The sequence below is a fragment of the Ramlibacter sp. genome (assembly GCF_028291745.1).
GTDB lineage: Bacteria > Pseudomonadota > Gammaproteobacteria > Burkholderiales > Burkholderiaceae_C > Ramlibacter.
Window position 1 is genome coordinate 1 of the sequence record NZ_JAQGNQ010000141.1, and the last position, 24107, is coordinate 24107.

22 protein-coding genes and 4 tRNA genes are annotated in these 24107 nt (G+C 66.1%); 9 read left to right on the forward strand and 17 right to left on the reverse strand.

All coding sequences use genetic code 11. From position 1 onward, the window contains the following. Positions 1–208 precede the first annotated feature (208 nt). From JWP60_RS25630 to JWP60_RS25640, 3 genes are all read right to left on the reverse strand, one after another. On the reverse strand, positions 209–1198 hold the full coding sequence (locus JWP60_RS25630; RefSeq protein WP_299798087.1) for a prephenate/arogenate dehydrogenase family protein: 990 nt from the start codon (positions 1196–1198) through the stop codon (positions 209–211). Then, positions 1195–2295, reverse strand: a complete 1101-nt coding sequence (hisC, locus tag JWP60_RS25635; RefSeq protein ID WP_299798090.1) for a histidinol-phosphate transaminase — start codon at positions 2293–2295, stop codon at positions 1195–1197. Before hisC ends, JWP60_RS25630 begins: the two co-directional genes overlap by 4 nt. Before the next feature lie 221 nt (positions 2296–2516). Next, positions 2517–3263 (reverse strand): methyltransferase domain-containing protein, encoded by a 747-nt coding sequence (locus JWP60_RS25640; protein WP_299798094.1) that lies wholly within the window; start codon positions 3261–3263, stop codon positions 2517–2519. A 100-nt stretch (positions 3264–3363) separates the two neighbouring features. Here JWP60_RS25640 and gloB point away from each other — a divergent pair, with 100 nt between their 5' ends. Together gloB and JWP60_RS25650 are read left to right on the forward strand one after the other, a co-directional pair. Then, entirely contained in the window at positions 3364–4137 is a 774-nt protein-coding gene (gloB, locus tag JWP60_RS25645) for a hydroxyacylglutathione hydrolase (RefSeq protein ID WP_299798097.1), read from the forward strand. A 191-nt stretch (positions 4138–4328) separates the two neighbouring features. Next, positions 4329–4589 carry a hypothetical protein gene (locus JWP60_RS25650; RefSeq protein WP_299798100.1) on the forward strand — a complete coding sequence of 87 codons (261 nt, stop codon included), beginning with the start codon at positions 4329–4331 and terminating at the stop codon, positions 4587–4589. Here the strand turns inward: JWP60_RS25650 and JWP60_RS25655 are convergent. From JWP60_RS25655 to JWP60_RS25670, 4 genes are all read right to left on the reverse strand, one after another. Next, positions 4586–5035 carry a hypothetical protein gene (locus tag JWP60_RS25655; RefSeq protein ID WP_299798103.1) on the reverse strand — a complete coding sequence of 150 codons (450 nt, stop codon included), beginning with the start codon at positions 5033–5035 and terminating at the stop codon, positions 4586–4588. The genes JWP60_RS25650 and JWP60_RS25655 overlap by 4 nt on opposite strands. Before the next feature lie 298 nt (positions 5036–5333). Further along, the gene (gene fumC / locus JWP60_RS25660; RefSeq protein WP_299798106.1) at positions 5334–6734 is read right to left on the reverse strand and encodes a class II fumarate hydratase; all 1401 of its coding nucleotides are present in this window, start codon (positions 6732–6734) and stop codon (positions 5334–5336) included. Between the two features lie 326 nt (positions 6735–7060). Next, positions 7061–8671 (reverse strand): ATP-binding protein, encoded by a 1611-nt coding sequence (locus JWP60_RS25665; RefSeq protein WP_299798109.1) that lies wholly within the window; start codon positions 8669–8671, stop codon positions 7061–7063. 27 nt (positions 8672–8698) lie between these two features. Then, entirely contained in the window at positions 8699–9319 is a 621-nt protein-coding gene (locus JWP60_RS25670) for an MEDS domain-containing protein (protein ID WP_299798112.1), read from the reverse strand. 168 nt (positions 9320–9487) lie between these two features. On the opposite strand from JWP60_RS25670, the gene JWP60_RS25675 reads away from it, so the two are divergent. Genes JWP60_RS25675 through JWP60_RS25685 form a run of 3 tightly spaced genes read left to right on the forward strand, consistent with a single transcriptional unit; the run spans position 9488 to position 12588 of the window. Continuing rightward, positions 9488–10630 (forward strand): PAS domain-containing sensor histidine kinase, encoded by a 1143-nt coding sequence (locus JWP60_RS25675; protein WP_299798114.1) that lies wholly within the window; start codon positions 9488–9490, stop codon positions 10628–10630. Between the two features lie 48 nt (positions 10631–10678). Further along, positions 10679–11674 carry an acyltransferase gene (locus tag JWP60_RS25680; protein ID WP_299798117.1) on the forward strand — a complete coding sequence of 332 codons (996 nt, stop codon included), beginning with the start codon at positions 10679–10681 and terminating at the stop codon, positions 11672–11674. Further along, on the forward strand, positions 11659–12588 hold the full coding sequence (locus tag JWP60_RS25685; protein WP_299798120.1) for a hypothetical protein: 930 nt from the start codon (positions 11659–11661) through the stop codon (positions 12586–12588). Before JWP60_RS25680 ends, JWP60_RS25685 begins: the two co-directional genes overlap by 16 nt. Positions 12589–12633: 45 nt before the next feature. Here JWP60_RS25685 and JWP60_RS25690 read toward each other — a convergent pair whose 3' ends face one another. Next, a complete protein-coding gene (locus JWP60_RS25690) occupies positions 12634–13443 on the reverse strand; it encodes a Crp/Fnr family transcriptional regulator (protein ID WP_299798123.1) in 810 nt (269 codons plus the stop codon). 147 nt (positions 13444–13590) lie between these two features. On the opposite strand from JWP60_RS25690, the gene JWP60_RS25695 reads away from it, so the two are divergent. The 3 genes from JWP60_RS25695 (at position 13591) to murI (ending at position 16535) form a co-directional block, all read left to right on the forward strand. Continuing rightward, on the forward strand, positions 13591–13986 hold the full coding sequence (locus JWP60_RS25695; protein WP_299798126.1) for a hypothetical protein: 396 nt from the start codon (positions 13591–13593) through the stop codon (positions 13984–13986). Positions 13987–14058: 72 nt separating this feature from the next. After that, on the forward strand, positions 14059–15612 hold the full coding sequence (locus JWP60_RS25700) for a fumarate hydratase (protein WP_299798129.1): 1554 nt from the start codon (positions 14059–14061) through the stop codon (positions 15610–15612). Between the two features lie 104 nt (positions 15613–15716). Then, positions 15717–16535: a glutamate racemase gene (murI, locus tag JWP60_RS25705; protein WP_299798132.1), complete on the forward strand. Its 819-nt coding sequence runs from the start codon at positions 15717–15719 to the stop codon at positions 16533–16535. Between the two features lie 17 nt (positions 16536–16552). Here the strand turns inward: murI and JWP60_RS25710 are convergent, their stop codons facing one another. Beyond that, positions 16553–17182: a DUF6806 family protein gene (locus JWP60_RS25710; protein WP_299798135.1), complete on the reverse strand. Its 630-nt coding sequence runs from the start codon at positions 17180–17182 to the stop codon at positions 16553–16555. A gap of 66 nt (positions 17183–17248) precedes the next feature. Beyond that, a complete protein-coding gene (locus JWP60_RS25715) occupies positions 17249–19156 on the reverse strand; it encodes an FAD-binding monooxygenase (RefSeq protein ID WP_299798137.1) in 1908 nt (635 codons plus the stop codon). Between the two features lie 199 nt (positions 19157–19355). Between JWP60_RS25715 and JWP60_RS25720 the strand changes: the two genes are divergently transcribed. Then, entirely contained in the window at positions 19356–19508 is a 153-nt protein-coding gene (locus JWP60_RS25720) for a hypothetical protein (protein WP_299798139.1), read from the forward strand. 48 nt (positions 19509–19556) lie between these two features. Here the strand turns inward: JWP60_RS25720 and JWP60_RS26820 are convergent, their stop codons facing one another. The 7 genes from JWP60_RS26820 to clpX form a co-directional block, all read right to left on the reverse strand. Next, positions 19557–19922 (reverse strand): DUF2158 domain-containing protein, encoded by a 366-nt coding sequence (locus JWP60_RS26820; RefSeq protein ID WP_363321009.1) that lies wholly within the window; start codon positions 19920–19922, stop codon positions 19557–19559. Positions 19923–19936: 14 nt separating this feature from the next. After that, positions 19937–20026, reverse strand: a tRNA-Leu gene (locus JWP60_RS25730). A gap of 84 nt (positions 20027–20110) precedes the next feature. Next, a tRNA-Gly gene (locus JWP60_RS25735) sits at positions 20111–20186 on the reverse strand. 8 nt (positions 20187–20194) lie between these two features. Next, positions 20195–20268: transfer RNA gene (locus tag JWP60_RS25740), tRNA-Cys, on the reverse strand. 52 nt (positions 20269–20320) lie between these two features. Further along, positions 20321–20396, reverse strand: a tRNA-Gly gene (locus tag JWP60_RS25745). A 238-nt stretch (positions 20397–20634) separates the two neighbouring features. After that, a complete protein-coding gene (gene lon / locus JWP60_RS25750) occupies positions 20635–23049 on the reverse strand; it encodes an endopeptidase La (RefSeq protein WP_299798144.1) in 2415 nt (804 codons plus the stop codon). A gap of 250 nt (positions 23050–23299) precedes the next feature. After that, positions 23300–24107 (reverse strand): ATP-dependent Clp protease ATP-binding subunit ClpX (gene clpX / locus JWP60_RS25755; RefSeq protein WP_299798147.1); only part of this gene is annotated, 808 nt, incomplete at its 5' end.

The following is a 24107-nucleotide window of genomic DNA, read 5'->3' on the forward strand; positions in this document are numbered from 1 at the left end:
CAGCCCCGCCGCCGATGGCACCTACAAGCAAACCATCAACATCCGCGCCGGCGTGGTCTTCGCCGGGATTTTGCCGGCCGCAAGCATTCCGGCGCTGTTCTAGGAGTAGTCGTGCGCCCGATTTGCCTCCGGCCGCGCAATCTGGCGGTCCCTCCCCCTTGAGGGGCGGGAGGCCGGCAGGCAAGGGTGGGGGTTTCTTCTAATAACTCTACGCGTCGTCCCCGCCGCCGTGGTCCGCGCGCGCCACAAATGCCGAGTTCTCCGAAACCTCCGCCACCGCCGGTGCTTCCGCCCCATGCGGGCGGCCGAAATCGGCGATGGCGGTTTCCTGGCCGGCGTCGATGATCGAGCGGCGGATGGCGCGGGTGCGGGTGAACATGGCTTCGAGCGCCGGCCCATCGCTCATGCGCACGGCGCGCTGCAGGACGCTGAGGTCCTCGAGGAAACGCCCGAGCATTTCGAGCACCGCATCGCGGTTGGTGAGAAACACGTCGCGCCACATCACCGGATCGGACGCCGCGATGCGGGTGAAATCGCGGAACCCCGAGGCCGAGAATTTGATCACTTCGGACTGCGTCGCGGCTTCGAGGTCTGCGACTGTGCCGACGATGTTGTAGGCGACGAGGTGCGGCACGTGGCTGGTGATGGCCAAGACCATGTCATGATGGCCCGGATCCATGATCTCGACTTTCGAGCCGATCGCCTGCCAGAACCCCCTGAGCTTTGCCACCGCCTGCGGCGCCACCTCGGGCCCAGGGGTCAGCACGCACCAGCGGCCGACGAAAAGCTCGGCAAAGCCCGCGGCCGGGCCAGAATATTCGGTGCCGGCGATCGGATGCCCCGGAATGAGGCTGACATCCTTGGGCACCAGCGGCGCCAAGACCTTGACCACATGCTCCTTGACCGAACCGACATCGGAAAGGATCGCGCCGGGCCGCAGCGATTGGGCGATATCGGCCATCACCGCGCCATAGGCGCCCACCGGCACGCAGAGGATGACGAGATCGGCGCCGCGTACCGCCTCGGCCGAATCGAGCGTGTAGCTGTCGCCCAGCCCCAGCGCCCTGGCTTCGGCCAGCGTCTCGGCCTTGCGCGTGCTGATGGCGATGGAGCCGGCCAGCCCATGCTGGTGCACGGCGCGGGCGATGGAGGAGCCAATGAGGCCAATACCGATCAGCGCGATTTTTTCAAACATCATGCCTCTGCTCCCGCTGCGCCAAAGTCCTTGAGCACGGCGACCACGCCGCGCATCGCCGCTTCGCCGCCGATCGAAATCCGCAATCCATTGGGAATGCCGTAACTGCCGGACACTTCGCGCACGATCAGCCCCACCTCCAGCAGCGCCTCGAAGGCCCGCTGCGCGGTTTCGGCATCGTTGAACAGCACCAGCACGAAATTGGCCTGGCTCGGGATCACGCGCAGGCTGTTGGAACCGAGCGACCGGGCCAGCCAGCCGCGCCATTGCGCGTTGTAGGATTTGAGTTTCGCCGTGAATTCGACATCGCGCGTCGCCTCGGCACCGGCCAGTTGCGCCGGCAGGTTGACGTTGAACGGCCCGCGAATGCGGTTGATCGCATCGATCAGGTGCGCCGGCCCATACATCCAGCCGATGCGGATGGCCGCCAGCCCCATCTTCGAGAAGGTGCGCACCATGACGACGTTTTCGGCTCGGTTCACCAAGTCGATGCCCACGTCATAGTCGTCAGCGGTGACGTATTCGGCATAAGCGCTGTCGATGACGAGCAGAATATCGGGCCGCAGCCCGGCATGCAGCCGCGCCAGTTCTGCCGCACCGATATAGGTGCCGGTCGGATTGTTCGGATTGGCGAGGAACACCAGCCTGGTCCGCTCCGTCACCGCATCGAGCAGCGCATCGACGTCGGCGCTGTAATCCGCCTCGGGCGCCATCACGATGCTGGCGCCGGCGGCCTTGGTGACGATGGGATAGACCGAAAAGCCATATTGGCTCATCACCGCCTCGTCGCCATCGCCGAGATAGGCTTGCGCGAGCAGGTGTAGCAAATCGTCCGAGCCATTGCCGCAGATGATCCGTTCGGGATCGAGCCCATGCACCTCGCCCAGCGCCGTGCGCAGGATTTTCGATGAGCCCTCGGGGTAGACCTCGAGGTGCTCCGCCGCAGCCTTATAGGCGGCAATGGCGCGCGGGCTGGCCCCGAGCGGGCTTTCATTGGACGAAAGCTTCGTGGCTTTCACCCCCGGCTTGGCGGTCGAGCGGCCCGGCACATAGGGCGCAATGCTCAGCAATCTGGGCTGCGGCGTAGGACGGAGGGTCATGATCTCTTCGAGGCCTGAAAAATCGCCGCGACCATAGTGAAAGGCGGGGGGGAAGGCAAAGAAAAGAGGTTGGGGGTGGAGGGGGCACGCACTACCCCCTCCTTCGTCATCCTCGCGCTTGGCGCGAGGACCCACGCCTGTGTCAAGCACGCCGCCCGCAGTCTGGGCCCTCGCGTCAAGCGCGAGGGTGACGAATGAGGGGATGGCGAGTGACGAATGCCCTAAATCTGAAACCCCGGCAATTCCATCGCCGTCTGCGCCGAGAGGGCCGGCACGCGGACATAGCGCTCGGTCTTCTTGCGGCGCGCGATGGCGGGGAAGAGTTCCTTGCGGGCTTGCACGCAGGAGATGCCGGCGAGCGCCGGGCCGAATATTCGTCCGGTGCGCTCGAAGAAGCGCGCCGATTTGATCACGAGGCTGGCTTGCGAGGGCGGCACGTAGAGCACGTCGCGCCAGATTTCGGGAATGAACGAATGGTCGCGCAGCAGTTTTTCAAGCTGCGGCCGGCTGAACGGGTTGCCGGAGCCGAACGGGGTATTGTCGCGCTGCGCCCAAAGCCCGCGGCGGCGCGGCACCACCACGATGAGTTTTGCGTTGGGCGCCGCCACCCGCCAGATTTCACGCATCAGCTCGGGCGCATCGGCCGCGTGTTCGATCGCATGCACGGCAATGATCAGGTCCACCGCCGAGTCGGTGAGCGGCATTTCCAGCGGATCACAGAGCACCGTGTGCGATGGCCCTTCGCGCGGCCAGGCGGACGAGCCCTGCCGGGCCGGCATGAAAGCCAGCACCCGCTCTGCCGTTTCAAGCGAAAAGCGCATATAAGGGGTGGCAAAGCCGAGGCCTAGAACCCGCAGGCCCCGCACGTTGCCAGAAAACTCGATGATCTGCTCGCGGATCAAGGCGCGGGCAATCCTCCCGAGAGGGGATTTGTAGAACTCGATCAGGCGCCTTACGTCCTCGGCCAATCTTTGCCTCGTTGTTAAGATCAATTCTGCCTAAAATGCCGGCGCTTGTCATCCGTGACGAAGCGCGACCACCGTCGTCCAACCGTAGGGAATTTTTTCCGTGACCCTGATCATCGATGTCTTCATCTGCCGCACCGACAATTATGGCTACCTCGCCCATGACACAGTCACCGGCAAGACCGCAGCCATAGATGCTCCCGATGCCGGGGCAATCAAGTCCGCGCTGCTGCATCGGGGCTGGAAACTCAGCGACATCCTGATCACCCATCACCACCTCGATCACGTCGAAGCCATCCCGGAACTGCGCCGGGAGTTCGAGGTGATGGTGACCGGCCCGCGCGCCGAGGCCGACAAGATCGAGGGCCTCGATATTCTGGTAGCGCCCGGCAACAAGGCGCAGATCGGCTCGGTGGAACTCGCCGTGCTCGCCGTGCCCGGGCATACGCTGGGCCATATCGCCTATTACGACGCGGTGGGAGGGCACATCTTCACCGCCGATGCGCTGTTTTCGCTGGGCGTCGGCCGCATGTTCGAAGGGATGCCCGGCCCGATGTGGGAGGGCCTGCTGACCTTGCGCGACTTGCCCGAGGACACGCTGATCTATTGCGGCCACGAATATACGCTGTCCAACGCCAGATTCGCGCTCAGCATCGATCCGAAGAATCCGGCGCTGCAGATCCGCGCGGCCGAGGTGCAACGAATGCGCGAGGCCGGCCACCACACCATTCCGGTGACGCTGGCGATGGAGAAGGCCACCAACCCGTTCCTGCGCGCCGACCAGCCCGAAATCGCCGCGGCGATGGGGCTGTCCGGGGATGATCCGGTGGCGGTATTTGCCGCCTTGCGCCGGGCCAAGGATACGTTCAAGGGCTGAACGGCACCCTCGGCGGTGGCTGGCCCAGGGCGCGGAAACACCACGCTTTTCCACCGTCACGGGGCCGGACGCCCCAGAAAACATGCGGTTAACCCTACTTCCGGACTCCGCGCGACAATACTTAACCCCGCACTTATTTTGGTCCCAGGCATTGAAGCAATTGATGCCGGACCAAGTAAAGGCGTCAGGGCATGTCGGACAAATCGAGCGAACCGCAGCAGCCGTTTACCCTGCCGGTTCCCGTCGAAGCGCCGACCCCGCGGCCCACGCTGACCCGCACCAGCCCGAAGGCGGCCTTCCTCTCTCAACTGCTCGCCGAACGCCAGAACCTGCCCCCCCAGCGGGCTCGCCGCCGCGCCACCGTCGATGTGGCCGTCGACGCCTACGCCACCGGCGCCCGCGCCTCGACCCTGCGCATGCCGTCGGGCTATCGCAAGACTATCGTCACCTAATTGTAGCTGACGTCGCGCTCGGCGCTGGTGATCGATACCGAGAACCCGGCCACCACATCGATCAGGCTCATCACCATCAGGATGAAGAAGGTCGATGTCGCCGCGGCGCCGACCAGCAGGAATTCGACCAAAAAGACCACGAACACGGCCGTCGAGAAGATGTGCTCGATGATCGACGCCGATCCGGTGCGGGTGGATTTGAGGATTTCGAAGAAGAGACAAACCAGCCCGGCCAACAGCAACAGGTCGCCGGCGGTCAATCCCCACACGGCGCGCGACACCATCGGGATCGATACCACCGGATTGGCCCATCCCGTTCCGGCACCGCCGAAGACGATGAACGCCACGATATTGTAAATGATCAGCGGCAGAACCAGCAGCGGCACGAGAAACGCCCCACTCGCCTTGCGGCGAGAAATGCGAGGACCTGTATAGACATTGCTCATCAACTAGCTCCGCTGCACGCCACATTAGCTGCCCGCACTCTGCCAAAGTGCAGGTGCGTCGGCTAGTGGGCATCGGAGGGGGGTGGCGGAGGCGCAGGATGCGGCTCTAGCCGCGCACGAGCGGGATGCCCGGTCCAAGCTCCAGCTCAATACTCGGCACAACCCATCATTCGTCATCCTCGCACTCGACGCGAGGACCCAGGCTTGTGGCAAGCACCACCGTCCGCAGTCTGGGCCCTCGGGTCGAGCCCGAGGGTGACGAATGGGGGGAGGCGGAATGAGCGGGGACGAAGCCCCCCTACTTCTTCAGCTTCAACGGCCCGACCATGGCCTCGGGCTTCACTTCCGCGTCAAACTCCTCACCCGTCAGCAAGCCCAATTCAATCGCCGACTCGCGCAAAGTCGTGCCCTTCTTGTGCGCGTTCTTGGCGATCTTGGCCGCGTTATCATAGCCGATCTTGCGGTTGAGCGCGGTCACTAGCATCAGCGAGTTGTTCAACAGCTCGTCGATCCGCTCGCGGTTGGGCTCGATGCCGATGGCACAATGGTCGTTGAAGCTTTTCGCCGCGTCGGCCAAGAGCCGCACCGATTGCAGGAAGTTATAGGCAATCACCGGCTTGAAGACGTTGAGTTCGAAATTGCCCTGGCTGGCGGCAAAGCCGATGGCTGCGTCGTTGCCCATCACCTGCACGGCGACCATGGTGGTCGCCTCGGCCTGGGTCGGGTTGACCTTGCCCGGCATGATCGAGGAGCCCGGCTCGTTCTCGGGGATGCTGATCTCGCCGATGCCGCTGCGCGGGCCGCTGGCCAGCCAGCGCACGTCGTTGGCGATCTTCATCAGGCTGGCCGCCACGGTCTTCAGCGCGCCATGCGCATGCACCAGCGCATCGGCGGCGGCCATCACCTCGAACTTGTTGTTGGCGGTGACCACCGGCAGGCCGGTCAGGCGCGCGATCTCCTCGGCCACTTTTTCCGCGTAGCCCTTGGGCGCGTTGAGGCCGGTGCCGACCGCGGTGCCGCCCAGGGCCAGCTCGCACAGGTGCGGCAGCGCGGCGTGCAGGTGGCGATCCCCCTGTTCGAGCTGCGCCACGTAGCCGGAGAACTCCTGGCCCAGGGTCAGCGGCGTTGCATCCTGCAGGTGGGTGCGGCCGATCTTGACGATCTCGCGAAAGGCCGCGGACTTCGCCGCCAGCGTGTCCTTCAGCGTGGCCAGGGCGGGCAGCAGCCGGTTCTTGATGGCGTCCACCGCGGCCAGGTGCATCGCGGTGGGATACACGTCGTTGGACGACTGGCTCTTGTTGACGTCGTCGTTCGGGTGGACCTTGCGGCCCTCCCCGCGCACGCCGCCCAGCAATTCGCTCGCGCGATTGGCCAGCACCTCGTTGACGTTCATGTTGGTCTGCGTGCCGGAGCCGGTCTGCCAGACCACCAGCGGGAATTCAGCGTCGTGCTGGCCAGCGAGCACTTCATCGGCGGCGGCCACGATCGCCGCGGCCTTCTGCTGATCGAGCAGCCCCAGCAGGTGATTGACCACCGCCGACGAGCGCTTGATCTGCGCCAGCGCCCGGATGATCTCCCGCGGCTGCCGCTCGCCGGAGATGTCGAAGTTCTGCAGCGAGCGCTGGGTCTGCGCCCCCCACAGCCGCTCGGCCGGCACGGCGATGGGTCCGAAGGTGTCGTGTTCGATGCGGGTTGACATGGGCCGCACCCTAGCAGCTTTGGGTGGGGCTGTGCGCCACCCGGGCAAGCCGGGAGCGGGGGAATTCCCCCGCTCCCGGGGACTTTGGCCCGCAAGCGCGGGGAGGGTGCCGTCCCACGCAGCTCCTTGGTGCCGCCAATGCGGCACTTCTGCGCCCCGCGAGCCCGGCAGCACTTGGCACGTTCGGTGCACATCTCGTCACAGCAAGGAGAGAGGGGCCATCAAGAGGAGTCGCATCAAGGGCGTCGTGAAGGGGTTGAGGAACGTCGCCCTGTTGGTCGCGATTGCCGGGGCGCTCGCCGTGCAGGCGGGCGCCCTGGACTTTTTCAGGCCTGCCGGTGGAGGGCGAGCAGCAGTTCGTCGATCTGCACCGGCTTGACCAGGTGCGTGTGGAAGCCGGCGGTCAAGGCGCGCGCCCGGTCTGACTCCTGACCGTAGCCCGTGAGGGCAATGAAGCGGGCGTCCCGCAGCTTGGCGCCATCGCTGCTGCGCATCGCACCCGCGAGCTGGTATCCGTCCATGCCCGGCAAGCCGATGTCAAGGATCACGGCGTCGGGCTCGAAGTCCGGTGCCTTGCGCAGCGCCTCGCCGGCTTCGGCGGCCGCCATCACCTTGTAGCCGAACATGCCCAGCAGCGAACTGAGGGTCTCGCGGGCATCGTTGTTGTCGTCGACCAGGAACACGCGTTGCCCCTTGGCCGCGGCCGACTGCGCGAGGTCCGGCGCGGGGGCGCTGGCCGGCGCGGCAGCGGGCTGGCAGAGCGGCAGTCGCACCGTGAAGCTCGCGCCCTTGCCGGCGCCCTCGCTGTGCGCGGTGACACTGCCTTCGTGCAGCATGGCCAGCTTGCGCACGAGCGCCAGGCCGATGCCCAGGCCGCCCTGCGCCCGGTCGCTGGAGACCTTGCCTTGCTCGAACAGGTCGAACACGCGCGGCAGCAGGTCGGGCTCGATGCCGCTGCCGTTGTCGCTGATCGTCACGCTCGCCTGGCCAGCGGCCTGGTGAGCGTGCACGCGGATCTCGCCGCCTTCCGGCGTGTACTTCCCGGCGTTCACCAGCAGGTTGGTGAACAGCTGCCGCAGGCGGTGGGCGTCGCCATCGACCGAGCCGGTCAGCTCGCCGATGTCGACCTGCAGCGAGTGCCGGCGCTGCTCCAGCATCGGCAGCACCATCTCCACCGCTTCCAGCAGGGCCTGGCGCAGCTCGAAGACGCTGCGCTCCAGGTCGACCCGGTCGCGCGTGATGCGCGTGATGTCCAGCAGGTCGTCCACCAGCCGGGACAGGTGGTGCACCTGCCTGCCGATCAGCGAGATTTCGTCTTCCAGGTGGGCCGCACCCTTGCGGCGGATCAATCCCAGCGCGGTGACGATGGGCGCGAGCGGGTTGCGCAGTTCGTGTCCGAGCAGTGCCAGGAATTCGTCCTTGGCGCGCAGCGCCTCGCTCCGCTCCGCCTCGCTGTACGCCGTCTGCAGTCCGCTGACGGCCAGCGACACCGCCGCGCGCATGAACGCCACGTTGTTGATGGTGGGAAACCCGGGCGCCTGGGACGCCAGCCAGATGCGTTCGTCGCGCGCGCCGGCACCCATGAAGAAGCGCAAGACCCGGAGCTCGCCGATGGGCGATGGCACGGCCACGCCGCGATCCGAATACAGCGGGATCGATCGGCAGGTATGCGCGAAGGCGAGCCATTCGGGAGTGAACTGCTCCGTCCATGGACCGGCGCCGAGCCGGATCAGGGCCACCGGCGTGCCCCTGCTGCGCAAGCGGACCTCGGCGATCGCGACGCGCACCGGCACGATGCGCGAAATCGCACCGGCCATCAGGTCGATGATGCTGCGCGGGTCCTTGCCTGCCCAGAGCGCCGGCAGCGCCAGCAGGCCCATCAGGTCTCTCAGTGCGCCCCGGTCGTCCTCGGGGCGCTCGTTGGTACTGCTAGCCACCGTGCCGGCCAACGCGCGGCGAGCGCGTCAAGCCGCGATCTCGGCGCGGCCCCGGAGTTCCTCCAGCATTTCCCTGGCCGGCGTGTAGAACGGGTTCTCATGCACCACGCCGCCAATGAGCGTGAGCGGATGCGTGCGCAGGAGGTCCATCATCACCGCGGCGGAGAGCTTGGCGATGTCGTACACGCACACGGCGGGCTGGCGATTGCGGGCGAGCACCTCGTTGACTTGCGCCTCGTACTCGATCACCTTGTCGGCGCCGGGCACGGCGTCGAGCGTCCAGTCCATGTTGCCCATGATGCGCAGGCGCTTGTAGCCGGCATCGCGGCCGGTCCCGGTGAGATGGTCGACCACGCCGAGCATGCGGTCCTTGTCGAACACGCCGTCGGCATCGAGGTAGGCGTCCCGCCAGTTGAGGATTTCCAGTTGGCCGCACGCCTCGCAATGCGGCGTGTCGATGCCGGCGTCGCTCAGCCTGGAGCGGTGCTGCGCGGCAAATTCCGGATCGACGATGTGCAGGTTCTTCTCGCCCTGGTCGACCGCCTCCTTGAAGAACGGGCCGAGCACGTCGTACTCCTCTTCCTTGCTGTTGAAGAACGCGCAGATGTGGAAGTATTCGAGCTGGGAGCCCGCAATGGAAAGATTCATGTTGGCTCCGTGACGCGACCGTTCCAACGTACACGGATCGGCCTGACGTGGCTGTAGGCGCGATCCGACAGCGGGCCAGCCGTCGCGCTCGCCGCGGGCGAAAAACAAAGCTGCTGTTGCGGCTTGCCGCGCGCCATGCGAAGGCCGCACGCGTGGGAAAATCCGCGCATGACCCCCCAGGCGCAGCGCCTCCTCCAGCTCTCGCTGCCGAACTTGCGCGACTACGCGATCGTGCTGTTCGACCCGACCGGTCACATCGTCGCGTGGCTCGCAGGCGCCGAACAGATCTTCGGCTACCGCGAGGAGGAGATCGTGGGATGCCACTCCGCCACGCTGTTCGTTCCCGAGGACGTGGAACTCGGTCTGGACCGCTACGAACTCGACCTGGCGCGCCAGAACAGTTATTCGGAAGACGACCGCTGGCACCTGCGCGCCGACGGCACCCGCATCTGGGTCACCGGCACCGTCACGGCGGTGCGCGAGGAGTCCGGCGAGCTGTGCGGCTTTCTCAAGATCATGCGGGACCGGACCGACCTGCGCATGCGTTCCGAGAACCGCAGCAACCAGCTCAGCGCCGTCGAAGCGGCCATGGAACGCACCCGCCGCTTCCTGCAGACGCTGGGGCACGAGCTGCGCAATCCGCTGGCACCGATCAGGAATTGCACGACGATCCTGATGCGCGCCAGCGACGATCCGCGCATCCACAAGGTCGCCCAGACGATAGTCAACCAGGTCAGCGTGCTGGAGCGCATTGCCAGCGACCTGATGGACGTCTCGCGCCTGCAGCACAGGAAGCTGGAGCTCAGGCTGTCCGAGTTCGACGTGCGCGCCTTGCTCGAGGAGGAGGTGGCTGGCCAGGCAGCCCGCGCCACCGCAAAGGGCCTGCAACTCGAATGCCTGCTTCCGGATCAACCGCTGCCGGTGCTGGCCGACCCGGATCGCATCCGGCAGGCGGTTTCCAACCTGCTGACCAACGCCATCAAGTACACCCCGGAGGGCGGCTCCATCTGGGTCAAGGCGACGCAGGAGGCCGACGACATCCTGCTGCGCGTGCAGGACACCGGGATCGGTATCGCACCCGAGATCCTGCCGCGGATCTTCGAGCTCTTCACGCAGGAGCCGCGCGCCAGCGACCTCGTTCCAGGCGGCCTGGGCGTCGGCCTGGCCATCGTGAACCAGATCGCGGAATTGCACGGCGGTGTCGCCCAGGCGCGCAGCGGCGGCAGTGGCAAGGGATCCGAGTTCATGCTGCGGATCCCGCGCTGGGGACCGGGTCACTCCGAAGCACGGGCGACCGCCGTGCCGAGGTAAAGGCGTGGCATGTCATCCTTGGGCCGCATCTCTTGCGAGACTGCCGCAGTGGACCACGGCAGGCGTGCTACCGAGCGCAATCTCCAGCTGGAGGGACTGCGGGCGATCGCGATCCTCGCGGTCGTTGCCTATCACGCGCGGGTGCCTGGTTTCACCGGCGGGTTCGTGGGCGTGGACGTGTTCTTCGTCCTCAGCGGTTACCTGATTACCGGGCAGGTCGCGCGGCAATGCGACGCGGGCACGTTCGACCTCATGCGGTTCTGGACCCGACGGCTCGCGCGGCTGGCGCCGGCCGGCATCATGATCGTGCTGGCCACGGCAGTCATAGGCGCGGCCATCCTGCCGCCGGATCGCGTCGGCCAACTCACCGCCGGGGTCTGGCCTGCGCTCACCTACACGGCCAACCTGCACTTCACCGGCCAGGCTGCCGACTATCACGCCGGCATGGCAAGCCTCAATCCGCTGCTGCACATGTGGAGCCTTGCGGTCGAGGGGCAGTTCTACCTGCTCTGGCCGGTCCTCATCCTGGTCGTGCCAGCCCGCATGCGGCTCGCCGTGGTGATCGTGCTGGCGGCGCTTTCGCTGGCGCTGTCGGTGTTCATGACGCCGGTCTTCGTGCCCTTTGCGTATTACGGCTTGCCCACCCGGCTGTGGGAGCTGGCGGCAGGCGGGATTCTCGCGCTGCTCGGCATCCGCCTGCCCGGGCCGGCCGCCCTTGCCGGCCTCGCGATGATCGCCGCAGCGGTGACGGTGTTCGGTCCCTCGACGCCGTTCCCGGGCTACGCGGCACTGCAGCCGGTGGCAGGTGCGGCGCTGGCCATCGCGGGCGTGCTGCCGCTGCTGGGCCATCCGCTGCTCGTGTGGATCGGTACGCGCTCTTACGCGTGGTATCTCTGGCACTGGCCAGCGATCATCTTCGCGGAGCTGCTGGTGCCGGGTACGGGCCCCGCTGCTGCCGTGATTGCGCTGGGGTTGGCAGCCGTGACCTACCGGCTCATTGAAAATCCGTTCCGGGAGTGGGGAAGGCAATGGGCCGTAACGTGATTGCGGGACTCGCCGCGACTTGCGCCCTGGTCGCGCTCGGACAAGCCTATGTCGCGAGCATTCCGCTGCTGACCGTCAGGGCACAGGCCGCCACATCGCCGCCACCGACCGGGCGGGCCGCGACACCAGGCGAGACGCTTTCGCGGCCGGTTGCCATCGATATCGTCAAGGGCGCGGACGGCTGGCTCTTTCCGGGCTGGGACTACCTCGTCGACGAACGCCAGAACCAGACCGCGCAGGCGGTGCTGCAAGCCGTGAAGATGGCCGGCGAAGCGAAAGCACGTGGCTCGCGCGTGATCCTGCTGCTGGTGCCCGACAAGGCGCGCGTGCACGTGGATCTGCTGCCTGCCGATCGCGCGGCCTGGACGCGCCATCATTCGGCTGGATTCGAGCAGCTGGCGGAAACGCTGCGCGCCAAAGGCCTGGAGGTGGAAACCGCCTGGCCTGCGTTCTCTCCGCGCGATGCGCACTGGACCGGCGAAAGCGGAGAAGCGGTCGCGCGCCAGCTGGCCGCGAAGCTGGCCGATGTGGCCAGGCCGAACGGCCCCGCGCTGCCGGTGCCGCGCTGGATCGACGAGAAGCGCTACGGCGATCTGGCAAACCTGGCCCGTTCGCGCGGCGACCTGAGCCTTCCCGAGGACGTGTTCAAGCGTCGCGACTATGTCGCGCCCATAGCGGGTGAACCGGTGATCGAGGTCGTGGGCAACAGCTTCATCGACACCTACTACGGCCTGCCGCAAGAACTTTCCCGGCAACTCCACATCCCGGTGACCCGCCGTGTGCGCCAGTCAGCCCCCGGGCCGTGGCAAGCCATGCGCGACTACATCACGGCCGGGAAGAACCGGCCGGTCATCGTCTGGCAACTTCAGGAGACCAGCTTCTCGAACTTCGGCCCCGACGCCTTGCAACCGTGATGCGATCCCAGGCAGTCTCTCAAAGGCTGATGCCCCCTTCGCCGGCTAGCCTTGTGGAAGCGTCACTGTCCGGATGTCCGCGACATCCGCGATGATTTGCCGCTGCGGCAGGTAGTGCAGCAGCAGATCCGTCTCTTTCTTCACCACGCGGTAGCACTCGCAACTCAGGGATTCGAGCTGCGGCCGGTCCAGAACCTGGATCATTCCCCGCTCGTAAGAGATCACCCCCAGCTGCTCCAGCCTTGACGCCGCGATGGTCACGCCGGAACGGCGAACGCCGAGCATGTTGCTGATGAATTCCTGGGTCATGGTCAGCCTGTTGTGCGACAGGCGATCCATTGAAAGCAGCAGCCATCGGCACAGCTGCTGGTGGATGGTGTGGTGTCGGTTGCATACGGCGGTCTGCGCCACCTGGGTGATCAGTGCTTGCGTATAGCGCAGCATCAGCAGCAGCAACTCCCCGTGCCGGTCGAACTCTTCTTTCACGCGTGACCTGGGCAAGCGGTAGGCGTGACCGGCGCTTTGCACGACTGACTGGCTGTGCGTGCTCTCCCCACCCATGTACAAGGTGATGCCGAGCAATCCTTCGTTGCCCACCACCGAGATCGCCGTGGAGGTGCCGTTCTCCATCAGGTACTGCATCGAGATGATCGACTCGGTCGGGAAGTAAACGTGCTGCATGGGGCGCCCTGCTTCGTACATCAGCGCGCGCAACGGCAACTCGGTCAGTTCGAGGTGCGGAAAGAGACGCCCCTGAACGTCAGGCGACAAGGCGGCGAGCAGATGGTTCTGCGTCGGGCTTGGAGCCGATCCAGCATCCTGGGATCGTTCGGTGCGAGAACGTGTTTGCGCCATGTCTCGGCAGTCTAGACCGACGTCACTCGGCCAGGGGCCGGGCGACGGACGACCTGCTTCGCGTCCTACAGCGGCGTCAGCCGAGCGCTCAAGCTCTCCCCAAATCCGCGCTTTTGCCCGAGACCGTACAGACCCGCCCGATCCTGCATGCACAAAATCCGGCCGATCTGGAGCAACACCATGTCGGTTTGCCAGTTTCCCACTGCCGATACCACAGCTTTCCGGCTCGCGGCGCTGCTGGAGGAGTACGAACAGCACGTCGAAGAGCTGACGTCCACATGGCTGGACGCGGCTCTCTACGCGCGCGTCAGCCGTGAGATAGGGGAAATGCGTCTGCTCTGCGCGGCCCTTCCGCTCCTGTCCGTTCCGTGGGTGCACCTGCTGATTTCGCATGCGGAGCTTGTGCACTGCCTGTGGACATGCCCACCCGACGGGGAAGAATCGCATCCGGCCGAACGCTGCAAGGCGCACCATCTGGTCGCCATTCAAGCCCTGCGCCAGAAATGCCTGTGCCACTTCACCCGGATCGAGCGCGTCCCCTGAGCGGCGTGAACGAAGGACCTCAACAGCGTTTGGGATAATGCGGGCAAGCCCCTCCATTACCGTCCGAACACGATGCCGACGACCATCCAAGCAGCCGACCTGATCGAATCCGTCGCTGCCGCGCTGCAGTTCATTTCCTACTACCACCCCGCCGACTTCATCGCCCACCTCGCCCGCGCGTACGAGCGCGAGCAGGGCCCGGCGGCGAAGGATGCGATTGCGCAGATCCTCACCAACAGCAAGATGAGCGCGCTGGGCCACCGGCCGATCTGCCAGGACACGGGCATCGTCAACGTGTTCCTCAAGATCGGGATGGACGTGCGGCTCGAAGGCTTCGGCGGCAGCCTGGAGGACGCGGTGAACGAAGGCGTGCGCCGCGGCTACCTGCATCCGGAGAACACCCTGCGCGCCTCGCTGGTGGCCGACCCGCACTTCGAGCGCAGGAACACGAAGGACAACACGCCCGCGGTCGTGAACCTGCAACTCGTTCAGGGCAACAAGATCGGCGTGACGGTCGCGGCCAAGGGCGGCGGCAGCGAGAACAAGAGCAAGTTGGCCATGCTCAATCCGAGCGACTCCATCGTCGACTGGGTGCTCAAGACCGTGCCCACCATGGGCGCCGGCTGGTGCCCGCCCGGCATGCTGGGCATCGGCATCGGCGGCACCGCCGAAAAGGCGGTGCTGCTGGCCAAGGAAGCGCTGATGGAGGACATCGACATGTACGAGCTGCAGGCGAAGTCCGCCCGCGGCGAGAAGTTGTCCAAGCTCGAAGAGATGCGGCTGGAGCTGTACGAGAAGGTCAATGCGCTGGGCATAGGCGCGCAGGGCCTGGGCGGCCTGACGACGGTGCTGGACGTCAAGATCAACATGGTCGCCTGTCACGCCGCCGGCAAGCCGGTGGCGATGATCCCCAACTGCGCGGCCACGCGTCACGCGCACTTCGAACTCGATGGCTCGGGCCCCGCGTACATCGATCCGCCCAGCCTCGACCTGTGGCCGAAGATCGACTGGGCGCCCGACACGCAAAAGAGCAAGCGCGTCGACCTGAACACGCTGACGAAGGAAGAGATCGCCACCTGGAAGGCCGGCCAGACGCTGCTGTTGAACGGCAGGATGCTCACCGGCCGCGACGCGGCGCACCAGCGCATCCAGGACATGCTGGCGCGCGGCGAGCCGCTGCCCGTCGACTTCGCCAATCGCGTCATCTACTACGTCGGCCCGGTCGATCCGGTGGGCGACGAGGTCGTCGGCCCCGCGGGCCCGACCACTTCGACGCGCATGGACAAGTTCACCGACACGATGCTGGGGCAGACCGGCCTGATCGGCATGATCGGCAAGTCCGAGCGCGGCCCCGAGACGATAGCGTCCATCCGCAAGCACAAGGCGGCCTACCTGATGGCCGTGGGCGGTGCGGCGTACCTGGTCTCCAAGGCGATCAAGAAGTCGCGCGTGCTGGGCTTCGAAGACCTGGGCATGGAAGCGATCTACGAGTTCGACGTGGTCGACATGCCGGTGACCGTGGCCGTCGATGCCAACGGCACGAGCGTGCACACCACCGGCCCCGCGGACTGGTCGAAGAAGATCGCCACCGGCGAGTTCAAGAAGATCCCCGTCGCCGCCGCCTGAAGTCGCGCCTGCTGCCGAGCGACACGGCCTACCGGGAAGCTGTCTGGCGCGCGCGCCTGAACTTGTCCGGCCTGCCGCCGCTACCGTCCCGCTACAGTCGGACCATGGACCGTGAGAGACCCATCGGTGTGTTCGACAGCGGCGTCGGCGGGCTCAGCATCCTGCGCGCCCTGCGAGCCGAGCTTCCGCAGGAGAACTTCGTCTATTTCTCGGACGCCGGGCATGCGCCCTATGGCGAGAAACGCGAGGACTTCGTCACCGGCCGCTCGCTTGCGATCGCCGTCGACCTGCTGGAGCAGCACCGCATCAAGGCGCTGGTGATCGCGTGCAACACGGCCACCGCAGCGGCGGTGCATCTGCTGCGCGCCCGGCATACGCATCTGCCCGTGATCGGGGTCGAGCCCGCGCTCAAGCCCGCCGCGGCCTTGACCCGCACCGGCCACGTCGCCGTGCTGGCCACCCGCGGCACGCTGTCCTCCGGCAAGTTCGATGCGCTGCTGGCCTCCCTGCGTGGGCAGGCCGACTTCGTGCTGGTCCCCTGCGACGGCCTGGCCGCCGCGATCGAGGACGACGACACGGCCCGCATCCGCGACCTCTGCGAGCGCTACACGGCAGGCATAGGCCGCTTCGGCAACGGGCCGGACGAGATCGATACGCTGGTCCTGGGCTGCACCCACTACCCGTTCGCTGGCGACGTGTTCCGCGACCTGCTCGGTCCGCAGGTCCAGCTGGTTGAGACCGGCGCGCCGGTGGCGCGGCACACGCGCCGCCTGCTGCAGGCGCAGGACCTGCTGAACCCGCAGGGCAGCGCCCACGTGCAATGGCAGACCAGCGGCTCGGCGCAGGCGCTGCACGCCGCTGCGGCGCGTTGGCTGGGGCTGGGGGGCGGCCGCAGCATGGATCCCGGATCACGCCCGGGATGACCTGGCCGGCGGCGCGTTCAGTGCAAATGCCGCGGCCGCCGGCCGCCGCCATGGCTGCCGCCGCCGCCGCCGCCGCTGCCGCGCGGCGGCTTGCCGAGTTCGAGCGAGCTCACCAGCGCATCGAAGCGCTGGGAGAAGAGCTTGTCGATCTCCGTCACCACGCCATCGAGTTCGGAGGCGTCGAAGTGGCGTTCCATCAGGTTCACCACGTCCTGCACCAGCAGATCGCGCTGCACCTGCATGATCGCGGCCGGCGTGGGACCCACGAACAGCATCAGGAAGTCGTCGCGCGATTCGTCTTCCGGCGGCGCCTCTTCCTCGTCGAACTGCGCGTCGTAGTAGGTCACCTCGATCGCGGCGCCCTCCTCGGCGAGGTCGTTGAGGGACATGCACATCTCGTCGAGTTGCTGGCGGAAGTCGAGGTCGCCGGCGACCGTCCAGCACATCGAGAGCATGCGCTCCTGCGCATCGAACTTGATGCCCGGCTCTTCCTCGTAGGCGCTTTCGGCGCCGTCGGCCAGCGACTTGGCGCCGGCATAGGTCCACAGCGGCTTCAGCGCTTCCTGCAACTGCGCATAGGTGACCCCGGTGCGTAGCGGCACGTCGCCGTGCACGTGGATTTCAAAGGGGGCGTCGTATTGGGACATGGTGCTCTCGGGCCCAAGTGTAGCGCCCCGGCCCACCCGATGAGGCAACCGGGCCGCAGGCGCGCCTTACGCCGGCAACATGAACCCCGCCAGGAAATCCGCCAGCGCCCGATGCGCGGAAAGCGGCAGCACGTGCGCGACGTACTGGTCCGGCCGCACCACGACCAGGGCGCCCTGGCCGCGATTCACGCCGCGCAGGTCGAAGATGTCGCTCCTGGCGTCCACGGAAAACACCTTCTCGTAGTCGCGCAGGCCATGGCGGCCCTTGCGCGGCAGCAGCAGGGCAGGCATCGACTCGATGGCCAGCGCGCGATGCGGCTGCTGGAAGATGGCGCGCAGGTCGAAGACCGCGTCGACATCCTGCCCGGCACGCGTGTACTTGCGCACCGGTGAATCGGGCGATTCCTCCAGGAAGCGGCACAGGGCGCGCACGCCGCCGCTGGCATCGGCGTAGTCGTTCGCGCCGGCAAACGCATACAGGCGCCAGCGGCCATCGGCCTTGCCGACATGCCCCAGGTGCACGGGCTTCGCATCCGTGATGCGCACCACGGGTGCCGAATGGAAGCGCGTGCCGATGACGAAGCCGCTGGCCAGCTTCTGGTGCGCCGCTTCGCCGGTGATGACCGAGGGACGGTACTGCGTGCCCAGCCCCGCCGTGAAGCGGCCGTGCCGCTCGAAGTACTTCTGGAACTCGCGCGGATCCACGCCCTCCGCATCGCCACCGCCCACCTGCTTGGCGCGGTCGCTGAACATCTTGGCCCACTCGCGGTCGAAGTCGATCAGCTGCTGGGCCACCGCCTGGCGCTCGCCCGAATAGGTGTGCAGCAACTGCGGGGCGCACTGCCCGCGCAGCACCGCCGCCAGCTTCCATCCGAGGTTGAAGGTGTCCTGCATCGAGAAGTTCATGCCCTGCCCCGCCTTGGGGCTGTGGGTATGGCAGGCATCGCCGGCGATGAACACGCGCGGCAGGTCGGCTGCCCGGGCGGGCACCTCGTCGTATTTGTCGCAAATGCGTTGGCCGATCTCGTAGACCGACCACCACGGCACCTCCTTCACCTCGAGCGTGTAAGGGTGCAGGATGCGCTGCGCCGCGGCGATCAGGTGCTCCAGGGTGATGCCGCGGTTGGCAACCCGTTCCTCGTCGCCCAGCTTGTCCATCTCCACGTACAGGCGCACCAGGTAGCCGCCTTCGCGCGGGATCACCAGCAGGTTGCCGGCGGCCGACTGCACCGCCGCCTTGTAGCGGATGTCGGGGAAGTCGGTGACGGCCAGCAAGTCCATCACGCCCCAGGCCTGGTTGGCCGAGTCGCCCACCAGCTGGCGGCCGATGGACTTGCGCACTGCGCTGCGCGCGCCGTCGCAGCCGACCACGTAGCGCGCCCGCACCATCTCCTGCGCGCCCGCATGCGCTGCATCCGTGCGCTCCAGCCGCACGGTCACGGGGTAGTCACCACCGCGCTCCACGGACAGGTCGACGAAGCGGCGGGCATAGTGCGGCTCGAGCCGGCTTGGCCCGTTGCGCATGAGGTCGAGATAGAAGTCGTGCACGCGGGCCTGGTTGAGCACCACGTGCGGAAATTCCGAGAGGCCGTCTTCGGTGTCCTGCACGCGGCCATGGCGCACGATGCGCTGCGGCTCCTTCTCGTCGGGTTTCCAGAAGGTCACCTCGTTGATCCAGCAGGCCTCCTTCAGCACGCGCTCGCTGAATTCGAAGGCCTCGAACATCTCCATGGTGCGGCAGGCGATGCCATCGGCCTGCCCGAGCTGCAGGGGGCCGTCCTTCTGCTCCACGATGCAGGTGCGGATGTCGGGAAAGGCGGCCAGCTGCGCGGCCAGCGTCAGGCCGGCGGGGCCGCTGCCGACGATCAGCACGTCGACTTGCGCCGGCACGGCGTCGGTGTGCGGGATGGCCGATCCAGCCGCATCGACCAGGTGGGGATCTCCGGGCTTGAAGCCGTTCAGGTGGAATTGCATCGCCGTTCTCCTCGCACTCCGCCGGTGCGGACTTTCAGTTTAAGCATTCCCCTCATTTTTCTGTTGCGTCCACCCGGCTGCTGCTGGACAATGCGGCTCGCGCACTCTTAAGTGAGGCTGACGAACCCAGGGTCGTCAGGAAGACGGAATGAGCAGTGGCAAACGCCCGCCGTTCCTGGTGCTATCGGGAGAAGGGTCCATGAGTTCCAGATTTCAAGGCTTCGGCGCCACCGTGGCGGGCGGGCTGCAGGAAGAAGGCGGCAAGCTCTCGCGTGGCGTGCTGGTCGTCGGCGTCGTATTCCTGATCGGCGCACTGGTGGCGATCGTGGCCGCCTGCCTGTCGCTGCTGTAGTCGCCGACTCGCGCTGCGAGTGAGCGCGCGGGAGCAGACGCGCCCGCCTCAGAACGTCGCGCGGACGCTCCACTTGCGGGCAAGCCGCTTCAAGGCCCGCACGGCAAGCAGATGGCTGTGGTCGCTGTGCTGCAGTTGCCGCGGCGAATACGTCTGGCGGATCACGCGGCCGTTTTCATCCATCCAGGAGCAGAGAAGCAGGTCACCGACCGCTCCCTGGATGGTCATCACGGGACCGCCCGTCTGCAGCCTCACTGCGTCTCCATCGCTGAAATTCATGTACTGCACTCCCGGAGCTGGGGGGATCGCGGTCGGCGAGCGCGCAGACCGCACGGCTGGCTGCGCTCGCCTCCGAGTTGCAGCACACACCGGATGATAATCGCAGCCGAGATGGAGCGGGGCCGCCGGGCGCATGGTTCGCTGGCCGGTGGTGCCTCGAGCCGGAATCGAACCGGCACGCCTTTTTAAGGGGCGGCGGATTTTAAGTCCGCTGTGTCTACCGATTTCACCATCGAGGCGGCGACGGCCACTGTACGGCACGCGACGGCAGGACGCAGGCGCGCCGGAAACGAAAAAGGGAAGCATGGCGCTTCCCTTTGGTCTGGAGCGGGAAACGAGACTCGAACTCGCGACCTCAACCTTGGCAAGGTTGCGCTCTACCAACTGAGCTATTCCCGCATGGACTCTGGAGGCGCGAAGCGGAGTCGAACCGCTCTAGACGGATTTGCAATCCGTTGCATAACCGATTTGCTATCGCGCCATCTCGCACAGAGAGAAAAAGGGAAGCGCATGCTTCCCTTTTTCGACGTGTCTGGAGCGGGAAACGAGACTCGAACTCGCGACCTCAACCTTGGCAAGGTTGCGCTCTACCAACTGAGCTATTCCCGCGTCGAAGCCGTAAGTATAGCGGAGATTTTGGCCGCTTCTGACACGGGGCTGAAACGCGCGCTGACCAGGCGCCTTCGGTGATCGAAGAGTTTTGAACGCAGAAGGCGCAGAAGACTGGCAGAAGACGCAGAAGACGCAGAAGACTCCTTCGTTGGATGTCCTTCTGCCTGTTCTGCGCCTCATCTGCGCCTTCCGCGTTCAAGGAGGCCCCACGACCCCCTGACGCTCACTGCAAGCCTCAGTGCTTCACCGCCACGGGGGTTGCGCCTTCGGCCACCGGCGGAGTAGCGGCAGGCACGTCGTCGACCAGTGGCTCGGGCTCGCGCTCGAGCGCCACGGCCAGCACCTGGTCGATCCACTTGACCGGCACGATCTCGAGATCGTTCTTCACGTTCTCGGGAATGTCCTGCAGGTCCTTCGTGTTCTCCTCCGGGATCAGCACCGTCTTGATGCCGCCACGCAGGGCCGCGAGCAGCTTTTCCTTCAGGCCGCCGATCGCGGTGACTTCGCCTCGCAGCGTGATCTCGCCGGTCATCGCGACGTCGGCCCGCACCGGGATACCCGTGAGCGCCGACACGATGGCCGTCGTCATCGCCGCGCCCGCGGAAGGACCGTCCTTGGGCGTCGCGCCATCGGGCACGTGCACGTGGATGTCCTTCTTCTCGAACACTTCGTCGGTGATGCCCAGGCGGCGGGCGCGGCTGCGCACCACCGTGCGGGCAGCTTCGACCGATTCCTTCATCACGTCGCCCAGCGAACCCGTGCGCAGCACCTGGCCCTTGCCGGGCATCAGCGCGGCCTCGATCGTCAGCAAATCGCCGCCGACTTCGGTCCACGCCAGGCCGACCACCTGGCCGACCTGGTTCTGCGCCTCGGCCCGCCCATAGGTGAACTTGCGCACGCCGAGGAAGTCGTTGAGGTTGTCCGCCGTGACCCTCACCTGCGGCGTCAGCTTCTTCAGCTGCAGGCCCTTGACCACCTTGCGGCAGATCTTGGACAGATCGCGCTCGAGCGAACGCACGCCCGCTTCACGCGTGTAGTAGCGCACGATGTCGCGCACTGCATCCACGGTGACCTCGAGCTCTTCGTCCTTCACGCCGTTGTTCTTCATCTGCTTGGGCAGCAGGTAGCGCATGGCGATGTTGGTCTTCTCGTCCTCGGTGTAGCCCGAGAGGCGGATGACTTCCATCCGGTCCAGCAGCGCCGGCGGGATGTTCATCGAGTTCGAGGTCGCGACGAACATCACGTCGGACAGGTCGAAGTCGACTTCGACGTAGTGGTCACTGAAGGTGTGGTTCTGCTCGGGATCCAGCACTTCGAGGAGTGCCGAGGCCGGATCGCCGCGGAAGTCCTGTCCGAGCTTGTCGATCTCGTCCAGCAGGAACAGCGGATTGCGGGTGCCCACCTTCGACAGCGACTGCAGCACCTTGCCCGGCATCGCGCCGATGTAGGTGCGGCGGTGGCCGCGGATCTCCGCCTCGTCGCGCATGCCGCCCAGGGCCTGGCGCACGTACTTGCGGCCGGTCGCCTTCGCGATCGACTGCCCGAGCGAGGTCTTGCCGACGCCCGGAGGGCCGACCAGGCACAGGATCGGCGCCTTGACCTTGTCGACGCGCTGCTGCACCGCGAGGTATTCGAGGATGCGGTCCTTGACCTTCTCGAGGCCCCAGTGGTCCTCGTTCAGCACGTCTTCGGCGTACTGCAGGTCGTGCTTGATCTTGGTCCGCTTGGCCCAGGGCAGCCCGGTGAGCACGTCGATGTAGTTGCGCACCACCGTCGCCTCGGCCGACATCGGCGACATCAGCTTGAGCTTCTTGAGCTCCGCGTCGGCCTTCTTCTTGGCGTCCTTGGGCATCTTGGCGAGCTTGATCTTCTTCTCGATCTCCTCGATGTCGGCGCCTTCTTCGCCCTCGCCCAGTTCCTTCTGGATCGCCTTGACCTGTTCGTTCAGGTAGAAGTCGCGCTGGTTCTTCTCCATCTGCCGCTTCACGCGGCCGCGGATGCGCTTGTCGACGTTGAGGATCTCGACCTCGCGTTCGATCTGCTCGAACAGGTTCTCCAGGCGTTCCTTCACCTCGGACAGATCGAGCACCACCTGCTTGTTATCGAGCTTCAGGGGCAGGTGCGCGGCGATGGTGTCGGCCAGGCGGCCCGGATCGTCGATCGAGGCGATCGAGGTCAGGATCTCGGGCGGGATCTTCTTGTTCAGTTTGACGTACTGGTCGAACTGCTGGAGCACGGCACGGCGCAGCGCCTCGATCTCCGCCGACTTGCCTTCGGCTTCGCCCGACTCCACCGGCACCACGGTGGCGGTGAAGTGCGCATTGCCGTCGGTGATCTTGGCGACGCGGGCACGTTGCTGCCCCTCGACCAGCACCTTCACCGTGCCATCGGGGAGCTTGAGCATCTGCAGGATCGTGGAGATGCAGCCGACTTCGAACATGTCGGAGACTGAGGGTTCGTCCTTGGCGGCGGCCTTTTGCGCCACCAGCATGATGCGGCGCTCGGCTTCCATCGCGGCTTCCAGTGCCTTGATGCTCTTGGGCCGGCCGACGAACAGGGGGATGACCATGTGGGGGAACACCACCACGTCCCGCAGTGGGAGGAGCGGCAGGTCCATCGGGTCAGAGGGCAAAGGAGTATGTCCGGACATGGTGATCCTCGTAGTAACCAGCCATAGATGGCTGGCATGCAGGCATTTTCAACCCGGCCGCATGGGCGCGGGGTCGGACTGGGGTGAATGGCCCCAAAAAAGATGATGAAAGACCGAGCGGCGCCCATTGGGCGCCGCTCCGGATGACGAATGACCTCGCTGCGCTCGATGACAAATGACCGTGAGGACCCGGGGTCATTTGTGATTCGTCATGCCGGCAGCGCCGGCGTCATGCGCAGCGAAGCCAGCCTCATGCCTTCTTCGCCGCTTCGCGGTACACCAGCAGGGGCGGCTTGCTTTCCTCGATGGTGGTCTCGTCGACCACCACCTTCTCGACGTTGCTGATGTTCGGCAGTTCGAACATCGTGTCGATCAGCGACTGCTCCAGGATGGAGCGCAGGCCGCGCGCGCCGGTCTTGCGGTTCAAGGCCTTGCGGGCAATGGCCTTCAGGGCGCTCGGGCGCACCTCGAGCTCGACGCCTTCCATGGCCAGCAGCTTGCTGTACTGCTTGACCATCGCGTTCTTCGGCTCGGTAAGGATTTGCACCAATGCATCTTCGCTCAGCTCGGCGAGCGTGGCGACCACCGGCAGGCGGCCGACCAGTTCGGGGATCAGTCCGAACTTGATCAGGTCCTCCGGCTCGACCTCGCGGAACATGTCGGAGAGCGTGCGCTCCTTCTTGCTGCGCACGCGCGCCGAGAAGCCGATGCCCGAAGCCTCGGTGCGCTGCTCGATCACCTTCTCCAGGCCCGAGAACGCGCCGCCGCAGATGAACAGGATGTTGGTCGTGTCGATCTGCAGGAAGTCCTGGTTCGGATGCTTGCGGCCGCCCTGCGGCGGCACGCTGGCCATCGTGCCCTCGACCAGTTTCAGCAGCGCCTGCTGCACGCCCTCGCCCGAGACGTCGCGCGTGATCGAGGGGTTGTCGGACTTGCGCGAAATCTTGTCGATCTCGTCGATGTACACGATGCCCCGCTGCGCCCGCTCGACTTCGTAGTTGCAGTTCTGCAGCAGCTTCTGGATGATGTTCTCGACGTCCTCGCCGACATAGCCGGCT